Origin of the sequence: Pseudomonas sp. NPDC087817 (genome assembly GCF_044742875.1) — a bacterium.
Classification (GTDB): domain Bacteria; phylum Pseudomonadota; class Gammaproteobacteria; order Pseudomonadales; family Pseudomonadaceae; genus Aquipseudomonas.
In genome coordinates, this window is sequence record NZ_JBIUVJ010000003.1 from 19,631 (window position 1) to 44,403 (window position 24,773).

Here is a 24,773-nt window from a genome sequence, read left to right on the forward strand (position 1 = left end):
CAGCCTGCGGCAACTCCTGCGTTGGGATTGCGTACCCCCGGTAAGAGCTAATGCAGGCTGCGATCTTTTTGGGCTTAAAGAATGTGTGCGGCGAAACCTTCACTGTCCGGGGCAATGGCATCTTTGAGCGTCAACGCCGGAATCTCGTAATCCCCTGCATTCTGATGTCGAAACGCAATTGGCCGCGTGCTCCACAACTCATCCAGACGCCGTCCCAGTTCATCAGTCGTCTGGGCATACCGCGCTTCATCCATGCGACTGGTGCGGTAAATCAGGAACGGCGGCAGCACCTCAAAACCGGGGTAGTGCAGAATCCCGTGCTGGATCGGAAACAGCAAATCATCCATCGGCCCATTGATCCCGCGCGGGCTGTAATGCGATTCCCAGCCACCGGTGGTGACCATCAACATCGCCCGTTTGCCTTTCATCTTCCCTTCGCCATAACGCTCGCCCCAACGACTGTCGGAGTGTTCACCCACGCCGTAGGCAAACCCGTAGGCGTAAACCCGATCGACCCAGCCCTTGAGGATCGCCGGCATCGTGAACCACCACAGCGGGAATTGCAGGATCAGCGCGTCGGCCCACAGCAATTTTTCCTGCTCGCGGGCGATGTCGGCGGCTTGTGTGCCTTGGGCGTAGGCGATTTTCGAATCGAGAGAGGCGTGGAACGGTTGGTTTTTATCGCGCTCGGGGGCGTCGTCGGCGTCGAGGGTGGCTTTCCAGTTCATCGCGTAAAGGTCGGAAACCTGCACGCTGTGACCGGCGGCTTCGAGGCGCTGGACGGTGAAGTCCCTGAGCGAGCCATTGAGGGAGGTGGGTTCGGGATGGGCGTAGACCAATAGCACTTTCATGGGGGAACTCCGTGGCTGAATGGCAGCAGGATCGGCGCTCCACAGGTATATTGGAAATGAATGTCTGATATGTCTGGTATAGCCATGAATAATTTGAGACGGCTGGATATCAATCTGCTGTTGACCCTCGACGTGTTGCTGTCCGAGCACAACGTCACCCGCGCGGCGCAACGGTTGAACCTCTCGCAGCCTTCGGTGAGCGTTCATTTGGCCAGGCTTCGTGACATCTTTGGCGATCCGCTGTTGCTCCCCGGCCCACGCGGCATGCGTCCGACGGCGCGGGCCGATGAGTTGCGCGAGCCTTTGCGCGAGGCGCTGCAAGCACTGGAACGGGCGGTGGCGCCGGCTGCTGCGTTCGACCCCGCACTGGCGACCCAGACCTGGAAAGTCGCGGCGACGGATTACGGCGAATCTACCGTTCTCCTGCCAGCCCTGAGTGGTTTGCGTACGCAGGCACCGGGCACTCGGTTGGCGGTTATCGACCTGATGCCAGCGCAATTGGTCAAGCAAGCGGAGCAGGGTGTGTTCGATCTGGCGCTGCACATCACCGAAGACGCGCCGCTGGACCTGCATCAACGGGTGCTGTTTACCGAGCGCTATGTGTTGGCCGGGCGTCTCGGGCATCCGGATTTGACGGGCAAACCGAGCCGCGAGGAATTCTGCGCACTGGAACACGTGATGGTGTCGCGTGAAGGCGGGGGCTTTTTCGGGGTGACAGACAAGGTGCTGGCCGACGTGGGGCTGTCGCGCAAAGTGGTGCTGTCGGTGCCGCACTTTTTGATGGTCATGTCGGTGCTGGCGAGCACCGATCTGGTGGCGATGCTGCCGTCACGGCTGGTGCGCGGTAACCCGGCGTTGCAAGTGGTCGAGGCACCGCTGCAGGTGCCGGGCTACGAAATGGCGATGTTCTGGGGCGAGCGACTGCACCGTGATCCCGCGCACAAGTGGTTTCGCGAGCATCTGGCAGCGTCGGTTTGATGCCTCAGGCGTGGCCCAAGGCAATCGCGAACGACACGACGATCATGCAAGCGAAAGCGAAATTGAGATTCATAAGGTGTTCATCCTGAAGCCTGTTGAGAGTGGGGCCATTCTGAACAGGCTGAATGCAAAGGAAAAATTCCCCTTGCTGATTCCAAGGATCGAAGCAATTGATACCCGCCCGTTTGTGTTTGCCCGAGGCTTTGGGTAATCTCGGCGAAACCTGCAGTTACAAGCATAAACAGGCATAACCATGCACGATCATTCGGTTACCGAGCTCCCATCCCTGCGTCGGCAGAAAATCCTCCTGATCCTCGAACGCGACGGCAAGGTCATGGCATCCGAGTTGAGCCAGCACTTCGCCGTGTCCGAAGACACCATCCGCCGCGACCTCGCCGAACTGGATAATGCCGGTCTGGTGCAACGGGTACACGGCGGTGCTTTGCCAAGGCCGAAGGACACCGGCAAGGACTACTTCACCCGCATCAGTGAAACCGATGAGGTAAAGACACGCCTGGCGCAACTCGCCGCCGGGCGGGTGAAGGATGGCCAAATTGTGCTGTTCGACTCCGGCACTACCACGTTGCAGATTGCGCGGTCCTTGCCAGCGGATATCCGCATCACAGCGGTGACCACCTCGCCGATGACCGCCATCACCCTCGCCGAGTACAAGGGCATCAAGGTGATTCTGGCGGGCGGGCAGTTGAACCTGGCGACCATGTCGGTCAGCGGTCACGAAACGGTGCGTCTGCTGCAAAGCATCAAGGCTGACCTGCTGTTTACCGGGGTGTGCGCGATTCATCCGGAGGTGGGATTGAGTTCGCTGTATTTCGATGAAGTGCCAGTGAAGCAGGCGCTGTTCGAAAGTGCTGCACAGGTGATCGCGGTGACCACGGCGGACAAGCTTGGCGCGGTCGAGCCGTTCGTGGTGACGCCGTGCACGCGGGTGCATACGCTGATTACCGAGCGACATCTGGCGTCGGGTAGTGTTGAGGATTACCGGCGGTTGGGGATTGAGGTAGAGCAGTTGCCTGATTGAGATTTATATAGCGGCTTAGGGCCTCATCGCTGGCAAGCCAGCTCCCACAGTTTCCGCGTCGTACACATAATCCATGTGCGCCACCAAAAACCTGTGGGAGCTGGCTTGCCAGCGATGGGGGTCAGTCCAGTCAACGCAATTTTTCAAGCATCTGGTAGTACCACATCCCCGCCGCCAGTAACGGATTGCCCAGCAAATCCCCCATCGGCACGCGAATGTGCTGGCACGCCGCAAACGTATCGAACTGCGCCATCTGCCCGGTGATCGCCCGGCTCATGATTTCGCCCATGATGTGGGTGGTGGCGATGCCATGCCCTGAGTAGCCCTGGCAATACCAGACGTTGTCCGAGAGCTTGCCCAGTTGCGGGATGCGGTTGATGACGATGCCCATCGCGCAGCTCCACTGGTAATCGATCTGCACGCCTTTGAGCGCCGGGAAGGTCTGTTCGATGCACGGGCGCAACTCGGCGGCGATGTCGCGTGAATCCTTGCCGCTGTAGTTGGCGCCGCCGCCGAACAGCAGGCGGCCGTCGGCGGTGAGGCGGTAGTAGTCGAGGACGAAGCGGCAGTCATAGACGGCGAGGTCTTCGGGGTTGATCTGTTTGGCCAGATCGCCCAGCGGCTCGGTGGTGACGATGCCGCCCATGGCCGGGAAAATCTTGCCCTTGAGCTGGCCCGGTTCGAGCTTGTGATAAACGTCGCCGGCGAGCATCACCTGATTGGCATCGATCTGGCCGTGGGCAGTGCGCACACCCGGTGTGTCGCCGTGGATGATTTCCAGCACTTCGCTGTTTTCGAAGATCAGGGCGCCGAGACTTTCCGCCGCCCGCGCTTCGCCGATGCACAGATTGAGCGGGTGCAGGTGCATGTTGCGGGTGTTCTTGATCGCACCGTGATAGAGATCGCTTTGCAGCAAATCGCGCACCTGGCTGCGGTCGAGCAGACTGACTTCATCGCCCATGCCTCGGCGCACGGCTTCTTCGTAATCGTTGCGCAAATCAGTCATATGGCTGGGCTTGTACGCGGCATGCAGGTGACCGTGTTTGAGGTCGCACTGGATGGCGTATTTTTCCACGCGCTGCTTGATGATCTCGTGCCCGCGCCAGCGCAAGTGCCAGATGAAATCATCGACCTCGTCGCCGAGTTTCGGGCGCATCTGTTTGCGCATCGCAGCGTCGCCGGAGAGGCTGCCGGTGACTTGGCCACCATTGCGCCCGGTAGCGCCCCAGCCGATTTTGTTGCTCTCGACGATGGCGACTTTCAGGCCTTTTTCGGCAAGTTCGACGGCGGTGGCGACGCCAGTGAAACCGCCGCCGATGATCACCACGTCGACTTTGTGCCGGCCTTGCAGGGTCGGGTAGTCGGTGTCCTGGTTGAGGGTGGCGGTGTAGTAGGAATTGCAGCGTTCAGTCATGTCGGTGTCCACACAAATTCGGGAGTCAGTACGCGGTCCATGTGGGAGCTGGCTTGCCAGCGATGGCGGAGTGCCAGCCAACAGAAATGCTGAATGTGCCGGCCTCATCGCTGGCAAGCCAGCTCCCACAGGGTTGGGTGTTGGATGCTCAGGCTTCGGTGAGATACCAGCGCCAATCCTGCTCACCCACCTCGGCCATGAACTGCCGGTACTCGGCACGCTTCACCGCCAGATACACACCAAGAAATTCCTGCCCCAGGGCATCACGGGCCCACACCGAATTTTCCAGCGCCTGCAACGACGTCAGCCAATCGGTCGGCAGTAATTCCTTGGCTTGCGCATAGCCGTTGCCCGCCACCGGTTCGCCCGGGTCGAGATCTTCGCGAATGCCGCGATGAATACCCGCAAGGATCGCTGCTGCGGCCAGATACGGATTGGCATCGGCGCCGCAAATGCGGTGTTCGATGTGCCGGGTGTTGGCCGGGCCGCCCGGTACGCGCAGGCTGACGGTGCGGTTGTCGACGCCCCAGGTCGGCGCCAGCGGTGCGTAGCTGTTGGCCTGAAAGCGCCGGTAGGAATTGGCGTTGGGGCAGAACAGCAGCAGCGAATCGAGCAACGACGCGAGCATGCCGCCAATCGCCGTGCGCAGCAGCGGCGTGCCGGCCGGGTCTTCGGAGGCAAATAGATTGCGCCCCTCGGCGTCGGCGAGGCTGACATGCATGTGCATGCCGGTGCCGGCCAGATCATCGAACGGCTTGGCCATGAACGTCGCTTGCATGCCGTGTTTGTGCGCGATCGCTTTGACCAGCCGTTTGTAACGCACCGCCTGATCCATGGCTTGCAGCGCATCGCCGTGTTCAAGGGTGATTTCCACTTGCCCCGGCGCGTATTCCGAGATCGCCGTGCGCGCCGGAATGCCGTGCAGTTTGCAGGCGCTGTAGAGGTCGGCGAGGAAGGGTTCGATCTGTTCCAGTTCGCGCAAACCGTAGACCTGAGTATGTCGCGGTCGCCCACCATCGGCATCCAGCGCCGGTTGCGGTCGGCCGTTGTGATCGCGTTTGGCGTCGAGCAGATAGAACTCCAGTTCGCACGCCATGACCGGGTGATAGCCCTCGGCCTTGAGGCCGTCAATGATCTTGATCAGCAGGTGACGCGGGTCGGCAATGCTCGCTGGCAAGCCTTCGGTCGGGTGCATGCTGACTTGCACCGCTGCGGTCGGAATCTGCCGCCACGGCAGGCGCACCAGACTGCCTTCGAGCGGATAGGCGCGGCAGTCGATATCACCGACGTCCCAGACCAGACCTGAGTTTTCCACGTCTTCGCCCTGCACGGTCAGGCCAAGGATGGTACTGGGCAGCGGGCGACCGCTTTGGTAAACGGCGAGCAGTTCTTCGCGGTGCAACAGCTTGCCGCGTGGCACGCCGTTGGCGTCGAGGATGAACAGCTCGATCATGTCGATATCGGGGTTCTGTTCAAGGAACAGGCGTGCGTCTTCGATGGCTGCGAATTTCATAATCAATCACTCACGATGGCCGTGCAGGCGCGCAGATTCGGGCCGGACGCAGCTATGGGCGTCCCGGCAGGAATATCAAATGGAGATCAGTCAGACGAGATACAAAACCTGTGGCGAGGGGATTCATCCCCGATGGACTGCGCAGCAGTCCTGATTTTTGGGGCCGCTTCGCGCCCCAGCGGGAGCAAGCTCCCTCGCCACAAATGGATCTTTTCCGGCTGACAGAAATCAGCAGGCGATATCCGGCGGGCGTGCGGAGTGACGCAGCTTGGAACGGCGCAGGGCCATGGGGAGATTGACGATACGATTCATACGCCGCCCCCGGGAGAGAGGGTGCGCAGTGCAGAGACGTTCAACGTTTTTCGTTGTTGTGGTGACGTACTCATAACGCGTGTTTCCGTTGGCGGAAAACGTCGGTGGCGGGCCTGACCCGCCGACCGGTGTGCCCGGATAGTAAGGGGCAATCTGCGGGCGTGTAAACGACTGATTCCGAATCGGTCGCGCTCGCGGCATTCAGCGCAGCAGATGAAAGCCCAGCCCGACAAGGGCGCAAACGATCAACTCTTCAATCACGCCGCGTTTGAAAACGAACAGCGCCAGCGCCGCCATGACCGCCAGCACAATCGAAAAAACATCGGCTTGTCCCGCGAAACCTGTCGGCCAGAACACGTGATAAGCGAAGAAACACGCCAGATTGAGGATCACCCCGACCACCGCTGCGGTGATGGCTGTCAGCGGTGCGGTGAACTTCAATTCGTTGTGGGTCGATTCCACCAACGGCCCGCCGGCGAGGATGAACAGAAACGAGGGCAGGAAGGTGAACCACGTCACCAGTGTCGCCGCCAATGCACCGGCGGCAAAGGCATGTTCCACACCGAATATCGGTTGCACGTAGGCGCCAATGAAACCGACAAACGCCACCACCATGATCAGCGGCCCCGGCGTGGTTTCGCCCAGCGCCAGACCATCAATCATCTGTGTCGGCGTCAGCCAGCCGTAATGCCCGACCGCGCCTTGGTAGACATAGGGCAGCACGGCGTAAGCGCCGCCGAAGGTGAGCAGCGCGGCTTTGGTGAAGAACCAGGCCATTTGCGTGAAGGTGCCATCCCAGCCGAACAGGGCTGTCAGCAGCGCCATGGGCAGACACCACAGCGCTGCGCCAATCAATAGCAGCCGCCACAACTTCGGCAGACTGAATCGTGCATGTTCGGGAGTTGGCGTGTCGTCATCGATCAATGCCGGGCCGAAGGATTTTTCGCTGCTGCGCTGCCCGCTATTGTTGAAGCGCTGCGGGGCCAGTCGCCCACCGAAATAACCGAGCAATGCCGCGCCGAGCACGATCAGCGGGAACGGCAGATTGAAGGCAAAAATCGCCACGAATGACGCACCGGCGATGGCCCACAGCCAACTGTTTTTCAGCGCCCGCGAGCCGATGCGGTGGGCCGCGTGCAAGACAATCGCAGTTACCGCCGGTTTGATCCCGTAGAAGATCCCGGCCACCACTGGCACGTCGCCGAACGCGATGTACACCCACGACAGCGCAATCAGGATGAACAGCGAGGGCAACACAAACAGCGCACCGGCGATCACACCGCCCCAGGTCCGGTGCAGCAACCAGCCGATGTACGTCGCCAACTGCTGAGCCTCGGGGCCGGGCAACAACATGCAGTAGTTGAGGGCGTGGAGAAAGCGTCGTTCGGAGATCCAGCGCCGGCGCTCGACCAGCTCCTGATGCATGATCGCGATTTGCCCGGCCGGGCCGCCAAAGCCGATACAGCCCAGTTTCAGCCAGAAACGCCAGGCCTGTCGCAGGCTGACGGGCTCGGGGCGGGATAGATCATTCGGCGTTGTGCTCAAGTGCGGCTCCTGAGTCGAATCATGGCGGAGCCACTATCTAATCAGGCTTTTGTTCAATGCAATAGCGTTCAGGTGAGGCTGTGAATAACGGATCAACTCAAGACGTAATCGACGGGCATCAACGCCGGTGGCAGTTGCGCAACACCTAGTTCAGCCAGGATGTCGCGTTCGATCGTGCGTACCAAGGCATCGGTTGGCAGGTCGTTTTCATCGCGGCCGAATGGGTCTTCCAACTCATCGGCAATCGCATCCAGTCCGAAAAAGGTATAGCTGACAATCGCGGTGAACAACGGCGTCAACCAGCCCAGCGGTTCGGCCATGGCGAACGGTAGCAGAATGCAGAACAGGTAGATCGTGCGGTGCAGCAGCAACGTGTAGGGGAAGGGCAGTGGTGTGTTTTTGATCCGCTCGCACACGGCTTGCGCTTGCGTAAGGCTGGTCAGGTGATTGGCCAGCAGCATGTAGCGCCATTCGGTCAGTGCTCCGGCCTGTTGCAGATCGGAGCACTGTTCGCCGATCCGGTGCAGGATCCGGGCGCTGTAGTCCGGCACTTGTGCGTCGGGTTTCGGGTTGACCCATGCGCTGCTGGCCGCCGCTTCATCTTCACGTCGCAGCCGCGCGTTGAGGGCATGGGCGAAGCCGCACAGGTTGAACAGCAAGTGCCGGCGTTGAGGCGATTCGCGGATGATGTGGGTTTCACGAAGGATCGAGCGAATATGCACGATCACTTCGCCCCAGGCCTTGCGCGCCTCGTACCAGCGGTCATAGCAGGCGTTGTTACGGAAACTCATGAAAATCGACAGCGATAAACCCAGCAGCGTGAACGGCGTGGCGTTGACCTTGGTGAAACTGCTGGGATGGAGGATTTCCACCAGCACGATGGCCGACGCCAGCAGGGTAACCATCAGAGTGCGCAAGGCGATTCGCTTGGCAATCGAACCCTTGAGGGTAAACAGGATGGCGAACTGACTGACCTTGGGTCTGATAATCATGCTGGGTGATCCCGATTACGTGTGGACGTGACGCATCAACCGCCGGTCATGTTCATGAATCGCACGACCTGCACGTCGTCGCTCACTTCGAAGTTGTGCCTGTAAGGCTTGAGCTTCATTGCTTCGATGATGGCTTTTTCCAGACGTTGCGGTTGCCCCGGATGCGCGCGCAGCAGCGCTTTCAAGTCCACCGAATGCTCGTTACCCAGACACAGTAGCAAACGCCCTTCGACGGTCAGCCGCACCCGGTTGCAGGTGCCGCAGAAATTGTGGCTGTGCGGCGAGATAAAACCGAGGCGAATATCCGGTGCTTCGGCCAGCCGCCAGTAGCGCGACGGGCCTTGAGTCGATTCGGCAGAGTCGATCAGGGTGTAGCGCTCGGCGATCTTTTCCCGTACCTGCGCGCTTGAGAAAAATGACTCGGCGCGGCTGTGCTCATTGATGATCCCCAGCGGCATTTCTTCGATGAAGGCGATGTCGAGCTGGCGGTCGATGGCAAAACTCACCAGATCGTTGATCTCCTGATCGTTGCGACCCTGCATCACCACGACGTTGAGTTTGGTGCGGGTAAATCCGGCCTTGTGCGCGGCATCGATGCCGTTGATCACCAGCGCCAGATCGCCGGTGCGGGTCATCTGCTTGAAGCGCTCAGGGTCGAGGCTGTCGAGGCTGACGTTGAGGCGCTTGACCCCGGCGTCGAACAACGGCGCGGCAAATTTGCCGAGCTGCGAGCCGTTGGTGGTCATGCACAGCTCACGCAAGCCGGGCAGGGCGGCGATCTGCTCGCACAGCTTGACCACGCCGGGGCGAATCAACGGCTCGCCGCCGGTCAGGCGGATCTTGCGCGTGCCCAGTGCGACGAAGCTCTGCGCCAGTTGATAGATCTCTTCCAGCGTCAGCACTTGTTGGCGTGGCAGAAACTGCATGTCTTCAGCCATGCAATAGACACAGCGAAAGTCGCAACGATCGGTCACCGACATGCGCAGGTAGTCAACGCGGCGGTTGAAGCCATCGATCAAGATGCGCTCTGACATGACAGCCTCGCTGTGGGGAAAACCGCTGACAGCGGATCTGGACGGCGCAGGGTAGGGGCAATGTCAGGCACCGTCCAATCACTCTTAATGACCGGTTGATTGATGCCGTCGATGATCAGCAGAATGACGGCTATCGCTGGCAAGCCAGCTCCCACAGGTCTAGTGGTGAGCTTGAGATTTACTGCGCACCAAACATCGCCGTCCAATAGATCCCCGCGCTGCTTTTCGGGTCAGTCGCGTACGCGGCGCCGAGTTCCTTGTATTGAGGGTTCATCAGGTTGGCGCAGTGGCCGGGGCTGGCGAGCCAGCCTTCGACGACTTTGTGCACGGTGTCTTGCCCGGCGGCGATGTTTTCGCCGACCAGTTGGCCGCCGTAGCCAGCGAGTTCAGCGCGATCGCCCGGGGTGCGGCCGTCGCGGTCTTTGTGATCGAAGTAATTGTTGTTGGCCATGTCGCGGCTGTGGTCCTGGGCGATCGTGCCCAAAGTCGCGTTCCAGGCCAGCGGTGCAGCAGCGGCAAACGCTTGGCCACCGCACTGACGCGGCTGGCTGCGGGCGACATTGAGTTCACTCAGCAGCTTCTGCCCTTCACTTTGCGCATCGCCCAGCTTGGCCGACAGTAATGGCCGCGCCAAGACGATGCGCCAGTCGCGGTCGTCACGGCTGACACCGACATCGACGAACTGCGGATCGAGCACCACCTGACAGAAACTTTCCTGAATCGCTTTCATCGCCGACGCCGCATCACGCGGGCCGTTGAGCGTAATCGCCTGGACATTGACCATCGGGTAACTGGCGCTGGCCATGGCCTGTTGCAGATCGACAGCGCCAGTTGCCCGTAACCTCAGCCGTGGATCAGCTGACAGCGGTGCCAGTTCATTCGAGGCCTGAGTGCCGCAGCGCTGCGGTTGGCTGCGGTAACTGTTGATCGACTCGATCAGTTGCGACTCATCGCCGGCCATGGCCGGGATAGCCAGCAACACGCCTGCGGACAACGCGGCGCAACGCAAAACGGATGGCATGAAGCGCATGGAAATCTCCCTTGAGCTGAATGCGCCCATGATGCGCGAAAGGCCCCTGGTGAGTGCAATGTCTTTTTCTTTATCAGACGTTTTTTTCGCGCAACTTTTTGCCCGGATTTGCCGTCTACACTCACCGAAGACCCCCGGAATCCGGGTGTTTCCCCGACGTAACACCTTGCCCGACTCGGGCCCTGCCGGAAGAACAGACATGGGATTGAAATGGTTGGCTGGCTGTTTCGCATTAACCCTGTTGGCCAGCGCTGCGCTGGCCACCGATCAAGCGCCGATCAAGGCCAAGGCTGAAGAGAAAGCCCAGGTGCTGGAAGAGAAAGCGGCGGACAAAGTCAGCACGGCCCCGGCGCCGAAGTCCGAGGCGATTACTCCGACCGAAGTGCAAGCCGTGGACCCGGCCGGCGCCGCGCCGCTGGATGATCCGATCACTTGTCTGGCGCGGAGTATCTACTGGGAAGCCAAAGGCAAGGACACCCCCGAAATGGAAGCCGTGGCCAGCGTGGTGATGAATCGCCTCGGCCATGAAGGTTTTCCCGACACCGTTTGCGCCGTGGTCAAACAGGGTTCTGAAAGCAAAAGCTGCCAGTTTTCCTGGTGGTGTGACGGGCGTCCGGATCAGGTCAAGGAAGACGCTGAGTACGCGCTGGCCAAGGAAATCGCCGGCAAGGCGTTGAATCGCCAGCTCAAGGATCGCACCAACGGCGCGTTGTATTTCCATGACCGCAACGTGCATCCGAGTTGGGCCAGGGAATACCGGAAAACCGCCGAGACGAAAAAATTCCTCTTCTATAAACCTGCCGGCGGCGATGCGCGCTAGGCGCAGACTTCCCGCACGCAATTGCGCAACCAGCGATGCGCGGGGTCGGCGTCCATGCGCGGATGCCAGAGCATGGACACGCTGATCGCCGGCATCTCGAAGGGCAGGGCAAAACTGTGCAGGCCCGTGCGCAGCTTGCTGGTATGACGTTCGGGAACGGTGGCGATCAGGTCGGATTCACGCACCAGCGTCAGCGCCGCCGAAAACCCGCCGAATGAAGTGACGATGTCCCGCGTCAGCCCCACGGCGAGTAACGCTTCGTCCACCGGGCCGCTGCTGCGTCCGCGTCGTGAGATGAGAATGTGCTGGGCGCCGGCGAAGCGTTTGCCAGTGACTTTCCCCGTGCTCAACGGATGCCCCTCACGCACCACGCCAATCCACTGATCCTGAAACAGGATGCGGCTGTGCAGCGCCGGATCGGTGCTGTCATCGACCACCCCGGTTTCCAGATCGACGCGGCCTTCGCGCAGCGGCGTGCTGTCCTTGTCGGCCTTTTGCACAAAGCGCAGGCGCACGCCGGGTGCCTCTTCGGCGATGCGCGCGAGCAGGGCGGCGGCGAAGGTTTCGACAAAACCGTCGGTGTTGCGCAGGGTGAACGTACGGTGCAACTGGCGAGGATCGAGCACTTCGGCGGGACGCAAAACCGCCTCGGCTTCCTGCACCAGATGGCTGACGCGCTCGCGCAGTTCCAGCGCTCGCGGCGTCGGCACCAGACCCCGACCGGCCCGGACCAGCAAAGGATCTCCGGTGGTTTCGCGCAAACGGGCCAGCGCGCGACTCATCGCCGAGGGGCTCAGGCGTAGAGATTTGGCGGCGCGGGCAACGCTGCCTTCGCGCAGCAACACGTCGAGGGTGATCAGCAGATTCAGATCCGGTACAGACATGACATGGCGTTCCGTGCAGGTATCAAGTGCAAAGCATGCGTCTTGCGCCTTGTGTTGTCGAGACTCAAGCTATGGCGCATGAACTTGCAGCGTGAGCGCCCCATGTCCCGAGAATCCTTGAGCACCACCGCCCGCTGGGCTTTGACCAGTCTGGCGCTGTCGATGTTGATGCCGTCACTGGACACCAGCATTGCCAACGCCGGGTTGCCCGTACTGGCGGCGGCGTTTGAGGCGACGTTTCAGCAGGTGCAGTGGATTGTCCTGGCCTACCTGTTGGCGATCACCACGTTGATTGTCAGCGTCGGGCGTCTGGGTGATGGCTTCGGGCGGCGCCGCCTGCTGTTGATCGGGATCGGCATTTTCACCAGCGCTTCGTTGGCTTGTGCGCTGGCCCCGGGACTGGCTTGGCTGATCGGCGCACGGGCGGTGCAAGGCGTGGGAGCGGCCATCATGTTCGCGTTAACGGTGGCATTGGTCTCCGATGCAGTGCCCAAAACGCGGGCGGGCAGTGCGATGGGGTTGCTGGCGACGATGTCAGCCACCGGCACCACCCTCGGGCCGTCGCTGGGTGGGCTGCTGATGGCGCATGTCGGCTGGCAGTCGATATTTCTGCTCAACGTGCCATTGGGTTTGCTCAATGCGTGGCTGGTGTATCGCTATCTACCGGCAGATCGGACGGCACGCACGAGGGTTGCATTTGATTATCTCGGTTCCGGGGTGCTGGTGTTGACGCTGGCCGCCTATGCGCTGGCGATGACGCTTGAAGGTTTCACGTTGGCGTTGCTGCTGGTCAGTCTGTGCGGTGTGGGAGTGTTCGTGATTGTCGAGATGAGAGCCAAGGCGCCGCTGATTCGTCTGTCCTTGTTCGCCGATCTGCGCCTGAGCGGCAGTCTGCTGCTGACGTTGCTGGTGACGACCGTGATGATGACCACACTGGTAGTCGGGCCGTTTTACCTGAGTCGCGGATTGGGTCTGAGCAGTGCCATGGTCGGGGTGGCGTTGTCGGCGGGGCCGTTGTTGTCGGCGCTCAGCGGCGTGCCCGCCGGTCGTCTGGTGGATCGCTTTGGCGCGCGGCGGGTGGTACCGGGGGCCTTGCTCGGGTTGATTGGCGGCTGCGGATTACTGGCGTTATTGCCGATGAGTTTCGGGCTGCCTGCTTATTTATTGCCAGTGGCGGTGGTCGCCATCAGTTACGCGCTGTTCCAGGCGGCCAACAATACCGGGTTGATGGCAGGGGTAGCGCAGGATCAGCGCGGCGTGGTGTCGGCGCTGCTCGGATTGGCGCGCAATCTGGGCTTGATCACGGGGGCGGCGGCGATGGGCGCGGTGTTTGCCGTGGCCACCGGGGGGCCGACTCAGGCCCCGGCCGATGTCATTGCCAGCGGATTGCACATCACCTTCGGCGTCGCCACGGCGCTGATGATCATGGCCCTGATCATCAGCCGAACCCAGATCAACAGTGGGAACTGCTTGCCTGCGATGAGGCCGGCAGACATCGATATTGATGTTGACTGACCCACCGTCATTGCTGGCAAGCCAGCTCCCACAGTTTTTACAGTGTGCATGCAGATTTCGGGAACACCACGAAACCCTGTGGGAGCTGCTTGCCAGCGATGAGGCCGGCAGACATCGATATTGATGTTGACTGACCCACCGTCATCGCTGGCAAGCCAGCTCCCACAGTTTTTACAGTGTGCATGCAGATTTCGGGAACACCACGAAACCCTGTGGGAGCTGGCTTGCCAGCGATGGCGGCGGGGCAGTCGATGAAGATATCCACTGTGCCGACCCTTCGCTGGCAAGCCAGCTCTCAGTGTGTCTTGCGCCTTAGCTGGCGTGGGTACTCAGGATGCTCGCCACTTGCTGCGGCTGGCAGTTCAGGTACGGCGACTTTTTCAGCCAGCGCTGATCCGGGTACCACGAGAACATGAACTGACCGTCCTTGAGCTTATCGATCACCTGCTTCGCAATCTGTGGCCGAACGGCCGGGCAACCCTGGCTGCGACCGATGCGGCCCTGGCGTTTGCTCCATAACGGGTTCACATAGCTGGCGGCGTGAATGACGATGGCGCGATCGCGAGCCATGTCATTGAAGCCCGGTTCCAGACCGTCCATGCGCAACGAATAACCGTGGGTGCCGCTGTAGCTTTCCTGAGTGCGGAAGAGGCCGAGACTGGACTGATAACTGCCTTCGACATTGGAAAACTGCGTGGCGAAGTTTTCCCCGGAGTTGGAGCCATGGGCGACCAGATCGCGCAGCACCAGTTTTTTCCGGTTGAGGTCGAAGATCCAAAGGCGACGTTCGGTGGACGGTTGCGAATAATCAATGATTGCCAGATGACGGGACGGCTTCGCGCCGTTGTTGACCGCACATTGCATGGCACTCAAGGCACCTTTCAGCGCCTGGGGATTGAGTTCTGGCGCGGCGTGCGCGAGGCTGGTGAAGAGAACCGGCGATGGTTTGCCGGCGGCGAAAGCTGGGCTGGTCACGGCGACAAGGGTCGCAGTGGTCAGCAGAAGTCGGCGCAAAAACGTCAACATTTAAAAAGTGTCCTCACTTGCTACTTATTTGGCACTTTGGCTCCTGACTCCCAGTCGTAACCTGCAAGCTCGCAGATCGAGCCTGACTGTTCAGCGCACCTGATGTAAGGTTGGCCATCATCAAGAAGGCCATGGATTGGAGTAAAGCAGTTGTTCAAAAAGTACGCATGCTACTTGAGCATTTGTTTGCTCGCTGCGCCGTTTGTCGCTTGTGCCGATGAACCGCTGCCGCCGTTGCAGACACTGCCGACGCCGCCGGCAGAAATGCCCGTCGAGCCGCAAAGCCCTTTGCAGGCCGTGCTGATCAGTCTGCCGCAGGCCTGTCCGGCGATTGCCGCGCACCTGGCTGGCCCGGCGCTGGAACAGTTGCAAGCGTTTTACCAACAGCAGGACTGGATGCCGGTGTGGGCCCGCGAGTCCGGACGATTGCAAGCCTTGCAGGGGCAGTTGCAGCTGTTGGCCGATGATGGCCTCAGTCCGAAACGCTACCCGGTTGCGACGAATCCGCCGCAGGACGGCGAGCTGTGCGCCGATATCGACATCAGCCGCTATTACCTGCAAGCCCTGCAGGATCTGCATTACGGACGCCTGTTGCAATCGCACTTCGAACCGCTGTGGCACGCCGACGAGGCACCGCGCGACCGTCAGGCCGAACTGCTCGCCATTGCTGTGCCGGGCATGCATGACATCCCCGCCGCATTCGACCTGGCCCGCCCGCGCCTGGCGCAGTATCAGAACCTGCGTCAGCTCTACGCCACGCAACGGCTGAAGGCCTTGCCGCAATGGCAATCGGTGGGCAACGGGCCGCTGCTGCGCCCGTCGATGGAAGACAGACGCGTGCCGGAACTGGCGCAACGTCTGTACAGCGAAGGCTATCTGACCCACGCCGCCGGCGCGCCCGGCAATGCCTACGAGGGCGTGCTGGTGGACGCGGTGAAAAGCTTTCAGGCCAACCATTCGTTGCAAGCGGATGGCGTGGTCGGGCCGGGGACGATTGCCGAACTCAACATCAGCCCGCTGACCCGCCGCGAACAACTGCGGGTCAATCTCGAGCGCTTCCGTTGGCTGGCCCAGGACATGGAACCCGATGGTTTGCTGGTCAACGTCGCCGCCGCCGAACTGACCCTGTATCAGCGCGGCGAGCCGGTGTGGCAGACCCGTACCCAGGTTGGCCGTGCCGAGCGCCAGACACCGTTGCTCAAATCCCGTGTCACGCGATTGACCCTCAACCCGACCTGGACCGTGCCACCGACCATCTGGAAGGAAGACAAGTTGCCGGCGATCCGCAAGGACCAGACCTTCCTCAGCCGGCAGAATCTGCAAGTGCTCGACGCCAACGGGCAACCGCTGGCGGCGGCGGATATCGACTGGGACAACCCGGGCAACATCCTCCTGCGTCAGGACGCCGGGCCGCGCAATCCGCTGGGGCAAATGGTCATCCGCTTCCCCAATCCGTTTTCGGTGTACCTGCACGACACGCCGAGCAAAGCGTTATTCGACAAGGGGCCACGGGCGTTCAGCTCGGGCTGTGTGCGGGTCGAGCACCCGATGCAACTGCGCGACTTGTTGCTGAGCCCGGCAGAAAAGGCCCGAACCGAGACGTTGCTCGCCACCGGCACCACCCATGAATTTCGCTTGTCGGCGCCAGTGCCGATCCTGATGACTTACTGGACCGTGCAAGTCGACAACGCCGGCCACGTGCGTTACTCGCCAGATATCTACAGCCGTGACAACGCGTTGTTGGCCGGACTCGATCGGGCACATTGAGCCTCAACGGGCGCGGCGATTCCAGAACCGCCGCGCCAGCCACGCATCGACGCTCAATTTGCCCGCCCCGGCGAATACCAGCGGCACCAAGGCTGCCAGGTAAATCGCCGGCAACTTGAAGTTGCCGAAGCCCTTGTTGGTGATCGCGTAACCCTGGGCCAGCTCGCTCAGCGATGACCAGTCGGCAGGCCAGTGCACGGCAGCGGTGGCGACCACGGTCACCACGATCAGCGACACCGCCGAGATCCGCGTGCCGAGGCCGACCAGAATCGCCAGCGCGCCGATCAGTTCGGCCCACATCGACAGTTCCCAGTTCAACGTCGCCGGCAAGTGATCGAAGGGAAACGGGAACCGGCTCTGAATGTCCTCGAACCAGTTCTGGCCGTTGAATTTTTCCAGTCCTGATTCGAAAAACTCCCAGGCGATGAACAGGCGCAGGGTCAGTGGTGCGAGCCAGGTGCCGGCGCGGTCGAGGTTCAGGTGTACGGCTTGGGTGGCGGTTGAAAGGTTGCTGGGCATGATGAGTCTCCGGACGATGGGGGAATTAAATCGACCGGGTTATTTGAGCTTTGGGGTGTATCGACGATGTGTCGCGGGCGGGTGGAATTGTGAGCTTGGTGTGTCTGCGGTGGGGCGATATACAGTGCGATACAGTCGACCAAACTGGACGCACGCCCTCGGCCCAGTCAGCATGGCCCAAAAAAAGCGGATCCCCCTCATGCGAAGACTCCCCTCACTGCCCGCCCTGCGTACCTTCGAATGTGCCGCCCGCCACGCGCATTTCGGCCGGGCCGCCGCCGAGTTGTGTGTCACCGACAGTGCCGTCAGTCATCAAATCCGCCAGCTCGAAGAACAACTCGGCGTCCCGCTGTTCATCCGTGAAGGCCGACAAATTCGCCCGACCATCGCCGCCGGACGCCTGATGCAAAGCCTGCAACAGGCCTTCGAACTGATCGGCGAGGCTTGCGATGAACTGCGCGACCCGTCTTCGCTTGCCGTGTTGCGTCTGGCCGTCACCGCTGAGCTTGCGCAGAAGTGGTTGATGAGCCGTCTCAGCGATTTTTATGCGCGTTATCCGCACATCACCTTGCACCTCTACGAACAACCCATCGACGCCAGCGCGCCGGGCGAAGACATCGATCTGGCCATCACCTACGGCACCGGCCCGGCGGACAGCAGCGCCTACTTCGTCCGGCCGTTGCCAGCCCTGCAATTCTTTCCGGTGTGCAGCCCCGGCCTGTTCAACCAGGGCACGTTGAAAACGCCGAAGGATCTCGCGCGACACTGTCTGCTGCACGACGATCAGGACGGCAAGACCTGGACCGCCTGGCTGACCAGCCACGCCGGAGATCAGCGCCCGCAACGCCAGTTGTATTTCGCCCACGCCGGGTTGGCGCTGGAAGCGGCGGTGCAAGGGCAGGGCGTGGCGATGGGCGACAACCTCACCGCGCAGGAAGACTTGCAGAACGGCCGACTGCTTCGGCCATTCACCGCCAGCATGACCGCGCTGGGTCAATACGCGCTGGTCTGCGAGCGTGTGCGCCTGGAGCGCCCGGCCGTGACGCAAATGCTGGAATGGTTCAATGATCAACTGGCCGATTGATGAGTTGAATTCAACTGTTCCGCAATAATCATCGTTGGCGAGCGTGAGGCCTGCGACCGTACCTTGTGGTCATTCCCATCGCGAAGACGAGGTTTGACCATGGCACGTTTGCTCGACTCCACCCCGAAACACGACGGCTTCCGTCTGCCCGGCGAATTCGAAGCCAAGTCCGGTTGCTGGCTCGGCTGGCCTGAGCGCACCGATGTCTGGCGCAACGGCGCCAAGCCTGCGCAGAAAGTCTGGGTGCAGATCGTCACCGCCATCTCCCACAGTGAACCGGTCACCGTCTGCGCCTCCGCCGCGCAATTCGCCACCGCCCGCCGCCAGTTGCCGGCGCAAGTGCGCGTGGTGGAAATGACCTGCAACGACACCTGGTTTCGCGACAGCGGCCCGTGTTTTGTGGTCAACGACCAGAGCGGTGAAGTGCGCGGTGTCGACTTTGAATTCAACGCCTATGGCGGACTCGACGGCGGACTGTATTACCCGTGGGACAAGGACGATCAGATCGCCAGCAAGATCCTTGAGATCGAACGTTTCGACCGTTATCGCGCACCGTTGATTGCCGAGCTCGGTGGCATCCAGAGTGACGGTCAGGGCAGTATCCTCACCACCGAGCAGTGCCTGCTCAACCGTAATCGCAACCAGCATCTGGGCAAGCAAGAAGTCACTCGCAGGCTCACCGACTACCTCGGCGCCGAGCAAGTGATCTGGTTGCCTCGGGGCTGCAAGTTCGACGAAACCGATGGTCACGTCGATGATCTGGCGTGCTTTGTCCGCCCCGGCGAAGTGGTGTTGCAATGGACCGAAAACCGCGACGATCCGCAGTGGGAGATCTATCAAGAGGCCTACGACATCCTGCGCAGCACCCGTGACAGCCGTGGCCGCGAACTGATCGTGCACAAACTGCCACAACCGGACGTGCTTGAATGGACCGCCGAAGAAGCCGAAGGCCTCGACCAGCAGGACAGTACCCACACCCGTCAGGCCGGTACGAAAATCTGTGCGTCGTACATCAATTACTACGCCGGTAACAGCTCGATCGTGGTGCCGCTGTTTGGTGATCGCAACGACAAGGTGGCCATGGCGACCCTGGCCGAGCTGTTTCCGCAACACAAAATCGTCGGCATCGAAAACTCCCGGGAAATCCTCCTCGGCGGTGGCAACGTCGCGTGCATCACCATGCCGCAATACGCCGGCACGCCTGACCACAAAAAGGGAGTGTGATGATGGGCCTGCACAAACTGACTCAAGCGTTGTTGCTGGTGCTTGCACCCTTGTGTGTGCAGGCCGCCGACACCGCGCAACCGGTGGTCAATCTGTACATCTGGGGTGAGTATCTGGCGCCGGATACCTTGAAGAATTTCGAGGCGAAAACCGGTATTCATGTGGTCGCCGATCACTTCGATTCACTGGAAACGGTGGAGACCAAACTGCTCACCGGGCGCAGCGGATATGACCTGGTGCTGACCGCCGGCCAGCATCTGTCGCGCGCCATCGAGAGCGGTGCGATTCAGCCGCTGGACAAGGCGCGAGTGCCGCATTTTGCTGGCGTGGGTGAGGAGTTTCGTCAGCACATGGCGGTGTTCGATCCGGGTAACCGTTATGCCGGCATTTATGCGTGGGGCACCACCGGTGTGGGCTATCAGGAAGAGGCGATCAAGCAGCGCCTGCCGAATGCGCCGACCGACAGCTGGGCGATGTTGTTCGATCCGGCAGTGGTGTCGAAATTCGCCGATTGTGGGGTGAGCCTGCTCAACGATCCCAACGAAGTGTTTGCCGCCGTCATGAAGTACATGGGGCTGGATATCAACCGGCAGAACCTCGATGACCTGAAACTCGCCGAGCAGCAACTGGCGAAGATCCGTCCGTACATTCGCTACTTCGACAACGACCTGAACATCAGCGATCTGGCCAACGGCAACACCTGCGTGGCGATGTCGTGGAACGGCAACGTTGCCATCGCGGCAGGGCAGGCGCAGGCGGCCAACAAACCGTTCAGGCTCAGTTACCGGATCCCGAAGGAGGGCACGCTGATCTGGTTCGACGCCATGGTCATTCCCAAGGATGCCCCGCACCCGCAGGCCGGGCTGGCGTTGATGGATTACCTGATGACTCCGGAGGTGATTGCGCCGATCACTGACACCATCCACTACGCCAATGCGATCACGGCGGCGGACGGGTTGGTGGATGCGGCGATTCGCAATGATCCGGGGACGTATCCGTCCGAGCCGGTGCGGACCTCGCTGTACAGTAAGAATGACAATGGCAAGGCGTTCAATCGGGCGTTGATCCGTGCGTTCAGCCGTTTGAAATCCGGCCTTTGAAAGGGTGTTGAATCGAATGACGCCTTCGCGAGCAGGCTCGCTCCCACAGGGGAATCGATTCCAAAGGTGGGGAGCGAGCCTGCTCGCGAAGGCGTCGGCGCAGCTTGAATCAATGTCATCTGACCCACCGCCATCGCTGGCAAGCCAGCTCCCACAGGACTTGTATTGATTGATAACTCTGCATTCACCACCGATCTTGTGGGAGCGAGCCTGCTCGCGAAGGCGTCGGCGCAGCTTGAATCAATGTCATCTGACCCATCGCCATCGCTGGCAAGCCAGCTCCCACAGGACTTGTATTGCTTGAGGACTCTATATTCACCACCGACCTTGTGGGAGCTGGCTTGCCAGCGATGAACGATAACGCGGTCTAAACCTTAGGTACCCGCCACAAATACCAGGCCGCCACCGTCCGATACGGACTCCACGCCAACCCGATCTCAACCATTTGCTTGCGCGTCGGCTGCACCGCCAACCCCTTCAACCGGCGATAGCCCTCACGCACGCCAAAATCATCCGCCGGCAAGATATCCATCCGCTCCAGGCTGTAGATCAACAACATCTCCACGGTCCAGCGGCCAACCCCGCGCAGGCTGACCAACCGCTCGATCAGTGCTTCATCCGCCATCGCCAGCGCCGTCGCGTAATCCGGCACCACACCGTCCAGCGTCGCTTGAGCGATCCCCTGAATGGTCGCGATCTTGCCCGCCGAAAACCCGCAGCTGCGCATTCGATCAAAACCCGTCGCGAGGATTTGTTCAGGTCGCGGAAACGATTGCCTGGGAAACAGGCCCACCAGCCGCCCGACAATTGCATCGCCAGCCTTGGCATGCAGCTGCTGATAGGCAATCGCCCGCACCAGCGACTCATACGGATCGCGCGCCGGATGCGGCTGATGCAGGCAAGGGCCGACAGCGGCGACATGCTGCTGCCAATCGGCATCGAGCGCGGCCAGAAAAGCGCTGGCCGCTTGATAAGTGTCGGCCATGCTATTTCAGCAAGCCGTTGACTTCGCCGTAGGTGAACGCCTTCAAGTCGTGGGTATCGAGCTTGCCCGTGGCGAGAAAGCTTTTCACCAGTCCGCCCATCGCGCCATAGAGGAACTCGGCGATGCCGGAACCGGCGCTCAAGCGGCGTACGCCCAGCGCTTGCAGCTCGGCAGGCGAGGGCAGGCAAGCGAAGCCCAGCACGTTGACCGGCATCGAAGTGCCTTTGCAGATGGCTTCGATCTCGTAGGCGGCGGTGACACCAGCGGCGAACAAGCCATCGGCACCGGCAGCCTGATAAATCGCCGCGCGGCGCAGGGTTTCGGCGACGCGATCCTCGGCCGGTACCAGGCTCTTCAGATAGACATCGGTGCGGGCATTGATGAACAGTTGGATATTGCGTTTGTCGGCCACTTGTCGCGCCACTTCGATCTTGCGCGCCAGCAGCTCGGGATCCGCGGAACCGTCCTCGATATTGATCCCGACAGCGCCGGCGGCGATCACCGCATCCAGCACTTCGGCCACGCGCCCGAGATCATCGGAATAACCAGCCTCGACGTCGACGGTCAGGGGAACACTGATCACCCGGGCAATCGATTCCACCGTCGAAACCAGACGTTCGAGGGGCAGGGTGTTGCCGTCCGGGTAGCCGTGCGCCCAGGCCACCGCAGCGCTGCTGGTGGCAACGGCTTTGCAGCCCAGATGTTCGACCAGTCGCGCGCCGGTGGCGTCAGCGATGTTGGTCAGGATCAGCAAGTCTTGCTGGTGCAATTGGTGGAACCGAGTGTCGAGCGCGTCCATCGAAATCCCTTCTTGTGGTTTGAATCAAATCGTCAGAAAGCCAGTTGTTGGGTGAGCTGCACCGCAGCGTTTTCCAGTCTCAACAGAAACGCCTTGCGCGGCTGTCCTCCACCATAGCCGGTGAGCGAACCATCCGCGCCGATCACCCGATGACACGGCACCACAATCGCCAGACGGTTGTGCCCGTTGGCCAGGCCCACCGCACGACTGGCGCCGGGTTTGCCCAGACCGGCAGCAATGGCGCCGTAGCTGCGGGTCTGTCCATAGGGGATGTGCAACAGTGCCGACCAGACCTGCCGGGCGAACTCGCTGCCGGGCAGGTGCAAAGCCACCGTGAACCGCGTCAAGCGGCCGGCGAAATACTCCACCAGTTCGCGCTCGATCTGCTGCAGGTGTGCGTTGTGCCCCGGCGCGACCACGTAACCGTAACGGTTCTGCAACTCCTCGATTTCCCGGGTCAACGCCGGCCGATCAAGAAACTCCAGCAACACCAGTCCACGCCGTTCAGCCATGGCGATCATCGGCCCCAGCGGCGTGGTCAACCGGGTGAACAACAGCGGTTCACTGTTGGCGGCGCGGCCGGGGGTGATGTGGAATGACTTCTGGAACGCATCGCGAAAGCCGCTGAGGGATTCGTAGCCGGAATCGAACGCCGCATGATCGATCGAGGCGCCTTGCTTGATCCCGCCCAGCGCCATGCCGAGCCTGCGGGTGCGCAGCCACGCGTGGAAGGTCATGCCGAAATGCTGCTTGAACCAGCGCCGCAGTTTCAGTGGCTCGATGCCTTTGGTCAGCAACTGCGCGTCACTCCAGCGGATTTCCGGATCCGCTTCGACTGCCGCGAGTAACCGTTGCACCCAATCCGGCGCAATCGCCGCAGCGTCCAGCGGTTTGCAGCGCAGACAGGCGCGATAACCGGCAGACATGCACTCGTCGGCATGGGCGAAGAATTCGACATTCTCCGGTTTCGGTTTGCGCGCCGTGCAGCTCGGGCGGCAGAAGATCCCGGTGGTTTTCACGGCCGTGAAGAACACGCCTTCATAGGCAGTGTCGCGTTCGAGCATGGCGCGAACCATCTCGGCATGGGGCGGCAGGACAGCGGTTTGTATGTTCATGAGCTGAGAGTAAAACCAGATTCTCGATGGCTCCACCGAAAAATCGACAATGAATTTCGCAGTCCCTTGGACTACCGTGTTGAAGCTGCCGAATGTGTGAGGAGGTGGGTTTATGCATCCGTTTTCGATTCAACATATTGATCACATCGTGCTGCGCGTCGCGGACCTGCAACGCAGCATCGATTTTTACGCCAAGGTGTTTGGCGCCGAAGTGGTCAAGCACAACGAACCGCTGGGTCTGGTGCACTTGCGCGCCGGGACGTCGATGATCGATCTCGTCGACCTGGCGGGCGAACTCGGCCGCAAGGGCGGCGGGGCGGCCGGTGTCGAGCGGCGCAATGTCGATCACTTCTGTCTGCGCATCGAACCGTTCGATGAAGCGGCGTTGACCGCGCACTTGCAGTCTCAGGGCCTGCCCGTCGAAACAGCCGCCACCCGCTTCGGTGCCGAGGGCTTCGGCCTGTCGCTGTACTGCTTTGATCCGGACGGCAATCAGGTCGAGCTCAAAGGCCCGTCTTCGGCTTAGGCCCGCTTCGCCATCAACAACACCGAAGCCGCCACCGACAACAGCCCCGCGCAGCAACGATTGAACAGGCGCTTGCCGCGCGGTTCGGCAAACCAGCGGCGCATGTGCAGGCCCATCCACGCGTAGGCGCTGATGGCGATCCATTCCAGCAGCAGAAACAGTACGCCGAGCACGGCGAATTGCGCCGGCACCGGCCGGGCAGGGTCAACGAACTGCGGCAGAAACGCGGTAAACAGCAGGATCGCTTTCGGATTCCCTGCTGCGACGAGGAACTCCTGTCGGGCCAACGCGAAGAAGCCGACCGCCGCGCCCGTCACCTGTTGCTCGGCTTCGGTATTGGCCCGCCACAATTGCCAGGCCAGGTACAACAGATACGCCGCGCCAATGATCTTGATCGCATGGAACAGCCATTCAGATGTTTGCAGCACCACCGACAACCCGGCACCGGCGAGGGCGATCATCCCGGCGAACGCCAGAATCCGCCCGATCCCCGCCGAGCAGGCGCGACGAAAGCCATAACGGGTGGCGTTGCTGACCGATAGCAGGTTGTTCGGCCCGGGGGCCATGTTCAAGGCGAAACAGGCCGGAAGAAACAGCGAAAGCGTGGCGAGATCCATGTGGCGGGCTCCGGTGACGGGAGACGTATTTTTATCACGGGCCTACGGCGCCTGACCCGTACAGTCATGCAGCGCTGTCGCGGT

23 protein-coding genes are annotated in these 24,773 nt (G+C 61.2%); 9 read left to right on the top strand and 14 right to left on the bottom strand.

Annotated features, from left to right (window positions below; genetic code table 11):
* Positions 1–74: 74 nt before the first annotated feature.
* The gene (locus ACIONG_RS03830) at positions 75–851 is read right to left on the bottom strand and encodes an NAD(P)H-dependent oxidoreductase (protein WP_401296846.1); all 777 of its coding nucleotides are present in this window, start codon (positions 849–851) and stop codon (positions 75–77) included.
* An 84-nt stretch (positions 852–935) separates the two neighbouring features.
* On the opposite strand from ACIONG_RS03830, the gene ACIONG_RS03835 reads away from it, so the two are divergent.
* Positions 936–1,829, top strand: coding sequence for a LysR family transcriptional regulator (locus tag ACIONG_RS03835; protein WP_212809264.1), 894 nt, complete (start codon positions 936–938; stop codon positions 1,827–1,829).
* Between the two features lie 253 nt (positions 1,830–2,082).
* Positions 2,083–2,868: a DeoR/GlpR family DNA-binding transcription regulator gene (locus tag ACIONG_RS03840; protein ID WP_103305708.1), complete on the top strand. Its 786-nt coding sequence runs from the start codon at positions 2,083–2,085 to the stop codon at positions 2,866–2,868.
* A 130-nt stretch (positions 2,869–2,998) separates the two neighbouring features.
* Here ACIONG_RS03840 and ACIONG_RS03845 read toward each other — a convergent pair whose 3' ends face one another.
* The 6 genes from ACIONG_RS03845 to ACIONG_RS03870 form a co-directional block, all read right to left on the bottom strand.
* A complete protein-coding gene (locus ACIONG_RS03845) occupies positions 2,999–4,282 on the bottom strand; it encodes an NAD(P)/FAD-dependent oxidoreductase (protein WP_401296849.1) in 1,284 nt (427 codons plus the stop codon).
* Positions 4,283–4,430: 148 nt separating this feature from the next.
* Positions 4,431–5,795, bottom strand: coding sequence for a glutamine synthetase family protein (locus ACIONG_RS03850; protein ID WP_401296850.1), 1,365 nt, complete (start codon positions 5,793–5,795; stop codon positions 4,431–4,433).
* 513 nt (positions 5,796–6,308) lie between these two features.
* On the bottom strand, positions 6,309–7,652 hold the full coding sequence (chrA, locus tag ACIONG_RS03855) for a chromate efflux transporter (RefSeq protein ID WP_401296852.1): 1,344 nt from the start codon (positions 7,650–7,652) through the stop codon (positions 6,309–6,311).
* Between the two features lie 92 nt (positions 7,653–7,744).
* On the bottom strand, positions 7,745–8,644 hold the full coding sequence (locus ACIONG_RS03860; RefSeq protein ID WP_103305712.1) for a bestrophin family protein: 900 nt from the start codon (positions 8,642–8,644) through the stop codon (positions 7,745–7,747).
* 35 nt (positions 8,645–8,679) lie between these two features.
* Positions 8,680–9,678, bottom strand: a complete 999-nt coding sequence (gene moaA, locus ACIONG_RS03865) for a GTP 3',8-cyclase MoaA (protein ID WP_103305713.1) — start codon at positions 9,676–9,678, stop codon at positions 8,680–8,682.
* A gap of 178 nt (positions 9,679–9,856) precedes the next feature.
* On the bottom strand, positions 9,857–10,708 hold the full coding sequence (locus tag ACIONG_RS03870) for a CAP domain-containing protein (protein ID WP_401296855.1): 852 nt from the start codon (positions 10,706–10,708) through the stop codon (positions 9,857–9,859).
* A 199-nt stretch (positions 10,709–10,907) separates the two neighbouring features.
* On the opposite strand from ACIONG_RS03870, the gene ACIONG_RS03875 reads away from it, so the two are divergent.
* A complete protein-coding gene (locus ACIONG_RS03875; protein WP_103305715.1) occupies positions 10,908–11,528 on the top strand; it encodes a cell wall hydrolase in 621 nt (206 codons plus the stop codon).
* Here the strand turns inward: ACIONG_RS03875 and ACIONG_RS03880 are convergent.
* Positions 11,525–12,412: a LysR family transcriptional regulator gene (locus ACIONG_RS03880; protein WP_401296857.1), complete on the bottom strand. Its 888-nt coding sequence runs from the start codon at positions 12,410–12,412 to the stop codon at positions 11,525–11,527. The two genes, ACIONG_RS03875 and ACIONG_RS03880, sit on opposite strands and share 4 nt — an antisense overlap.
* A 102-nt stretch (positions 12,413–12,514) precedes the next feature.
* Between ACIONG_RS03880 and ACIONG_RS03885 the strand changes: the two genes are divergently transcribed.
* Entirely contained in the window at positions 12,515–13,927 is a 1,413-nt protein-coding gene (locus tag ACIONG_RS03885; protein ID WP_315447280.1) for an MFS transporter, read from the top strand.
* A 312-nt stretch (positions 13,928–14,239) separates the two neighbouring features.
* On the opposite strand, the gene ACIONG_RS03890 is transcribed toward ACIONG_RS03885, so the two are convergent.
* Positions 14,240–14,953: a murein L,D-transpeptidase catalytic domain family protein gene (locus ACIONG_RS03890; RefSeq protein ID WP_103305718.1), complete on the bottom strand. Its 714-nt coding sequence runs from the start codon at positions 14,951–14,953 to the stop codon at positions 14,240–14,242.
* A gap of 150 nt (positions 14,954–15,103) precedes the next feature.
* Between ACIONG_RS03890 and ACIONG_RS03895 the strand changes: the two genes are divergently transcribed.
* The gene (locus ACIONG_RS03895) at positions 15,104–16,720 is read left to right on the top strand and encodes a murein L,D-transpeptidase (protein ID WP_401296859.1); all 1,617 of its coding nucleotides are present in this window, start codon (positions 15,104–15,106) and stop codon (positions 16,718–16,720) included.
* A 3-nt stretch (positions 16,721–16,723) separates the two neighbouring features.
* Here ACIONG_RS03895 and ACIONG_RS03900 read toward each other — a convergent pair whose 3' ends face one another.
* Entirely contained in the window at positions 16,724–17,239 is a 516-nt protein-coding gene (locus ACIONG_RS03900) for a DoxX family protein (protein WP_401296861.1), read from the bottom strand.
* Between the two features lie 199 nt (positions 17,240–17,438).
* Between ACIONG_RS03900 and ACIONG_RS03905 the strand changes: the two genes are divergently transcribed.
* From ACIONG_RS03905 to ACIONG_RS03915, 3 genes are all read left to right on the top strand, one after another.
* Entirely contained in the window at positions 17,439–18,323 is an 885-nt protein-coding gene (locus tag ACIONG_RS03905) for a LysR substrate-binding domain-containing protein (protein ID WP_401296863.1), read from the top strand.
* Positions 18,324–18,422: 99 nt separating this feature from the next.
* Entirely contained in the window at positions 18,423–19,547 is a 1,125-nt protein-coding gene (aguA, locus tag ACIONG_RS03910; RefSeq protein WP_315447684.1) for an agmatine deiminase, read from the top strand.
* Positions 19,548–19,549: 2 nt separating this feature from the next.
* The gene (locus tag ACIONG_RS03915) at positions 19,550–20,647 is read left to right on the top strand and encodes an extracellular solute-binding protein (protein WP_103305723.1); all 1,098 of its coding nucleotides are present in this window, start codon (positions 19,550–19,552) and stop codon (positions 20,645–20,647) included.
* 367 nt (positions 20,648–21,014) lie between these two features.
* Here ACIONG_RS03915 and ACIONG_RS03920 read toward each other — a convergent pair whose 3' ends face one another.
* Genes ACIONG_RS03920 through ACIONG_RS03930 form a run of 3 tightly spaced genes read right to left on the bottom strand, consistent with a single transcriptional unit; the run spans position 21,015 to position 23,546 of the window.
* Positions 21,015–21,632: a DNA-3-methyladenine glycosylase family protein gene (locus ACIONG_RS03920; protein WP_401296866.1), complete on the bottom strand. Its 618-nt coding sequence runs from the start codon at positions 21,630–21,632 to the stop codon at positions 21,015–21,017.
* A gap of 1 nt (position 21,633) precedes the next feature.
* A complete protein-coding gene (locus tag ACIONG_RS03925) occupies positions 21,634–22,431 on the bottom strand; it encodes an isocitrate lyase/phosphoenolpyruvate mutase family protein (protein ID WP_401296868.1) in 798 nt (265 codons plus the stop codon).
* 32 nt (positions 22,432–22,463) lie between these two features.
* Positions 22,464–23,546 (bottom strand): bifunctional transcriptional activator/DNA repair enzyme AdaA, encoded by a 1,083-nt coding sequence (locus tag ACIONG_RS03930; protein ID WP_401296870.1) that lies wholly within the window; start codon positions 23,544–23,546, stop codon positions 22,464–22,466.
* A gap of 112 nt (positions 23,547–23,658) precedes the next feature.
* On the opposite strand from ACIONG_RS03930, the gene ACIONG_RS03935 reads away from it, so the two are divergent.
* A complete protein-coding gene (locus ACIONG_RS03935) occupies positions 23,659–24,072 on the top strand; it encodes a VOC family protein (protein ID WP_401296872.1) in 414 nt (137 codons plus the stop codon).
* Here the strand turns inward: ACIONG_RS03935 and ACIONG_RS03940 are convergent.
* The gene (locus ACIONG_RS03940) at positions 24,069–24,689 is read right to left on the bottom strand and encodes a LysE family translocator (RefSeq protein WP_401296874.1); all 621 of its coding nucleotides are present in this window, start codon (positions 24,687–24,689) and stop codon (positions 24,069–24,071) included. The genes ACIONG_RS03935 and ACIONG_RS03940 overlap by 4 nt on opposite strands.
* Between the last annotated feature and the right edge of the window lie 84 nt (positions 24,690–24,773).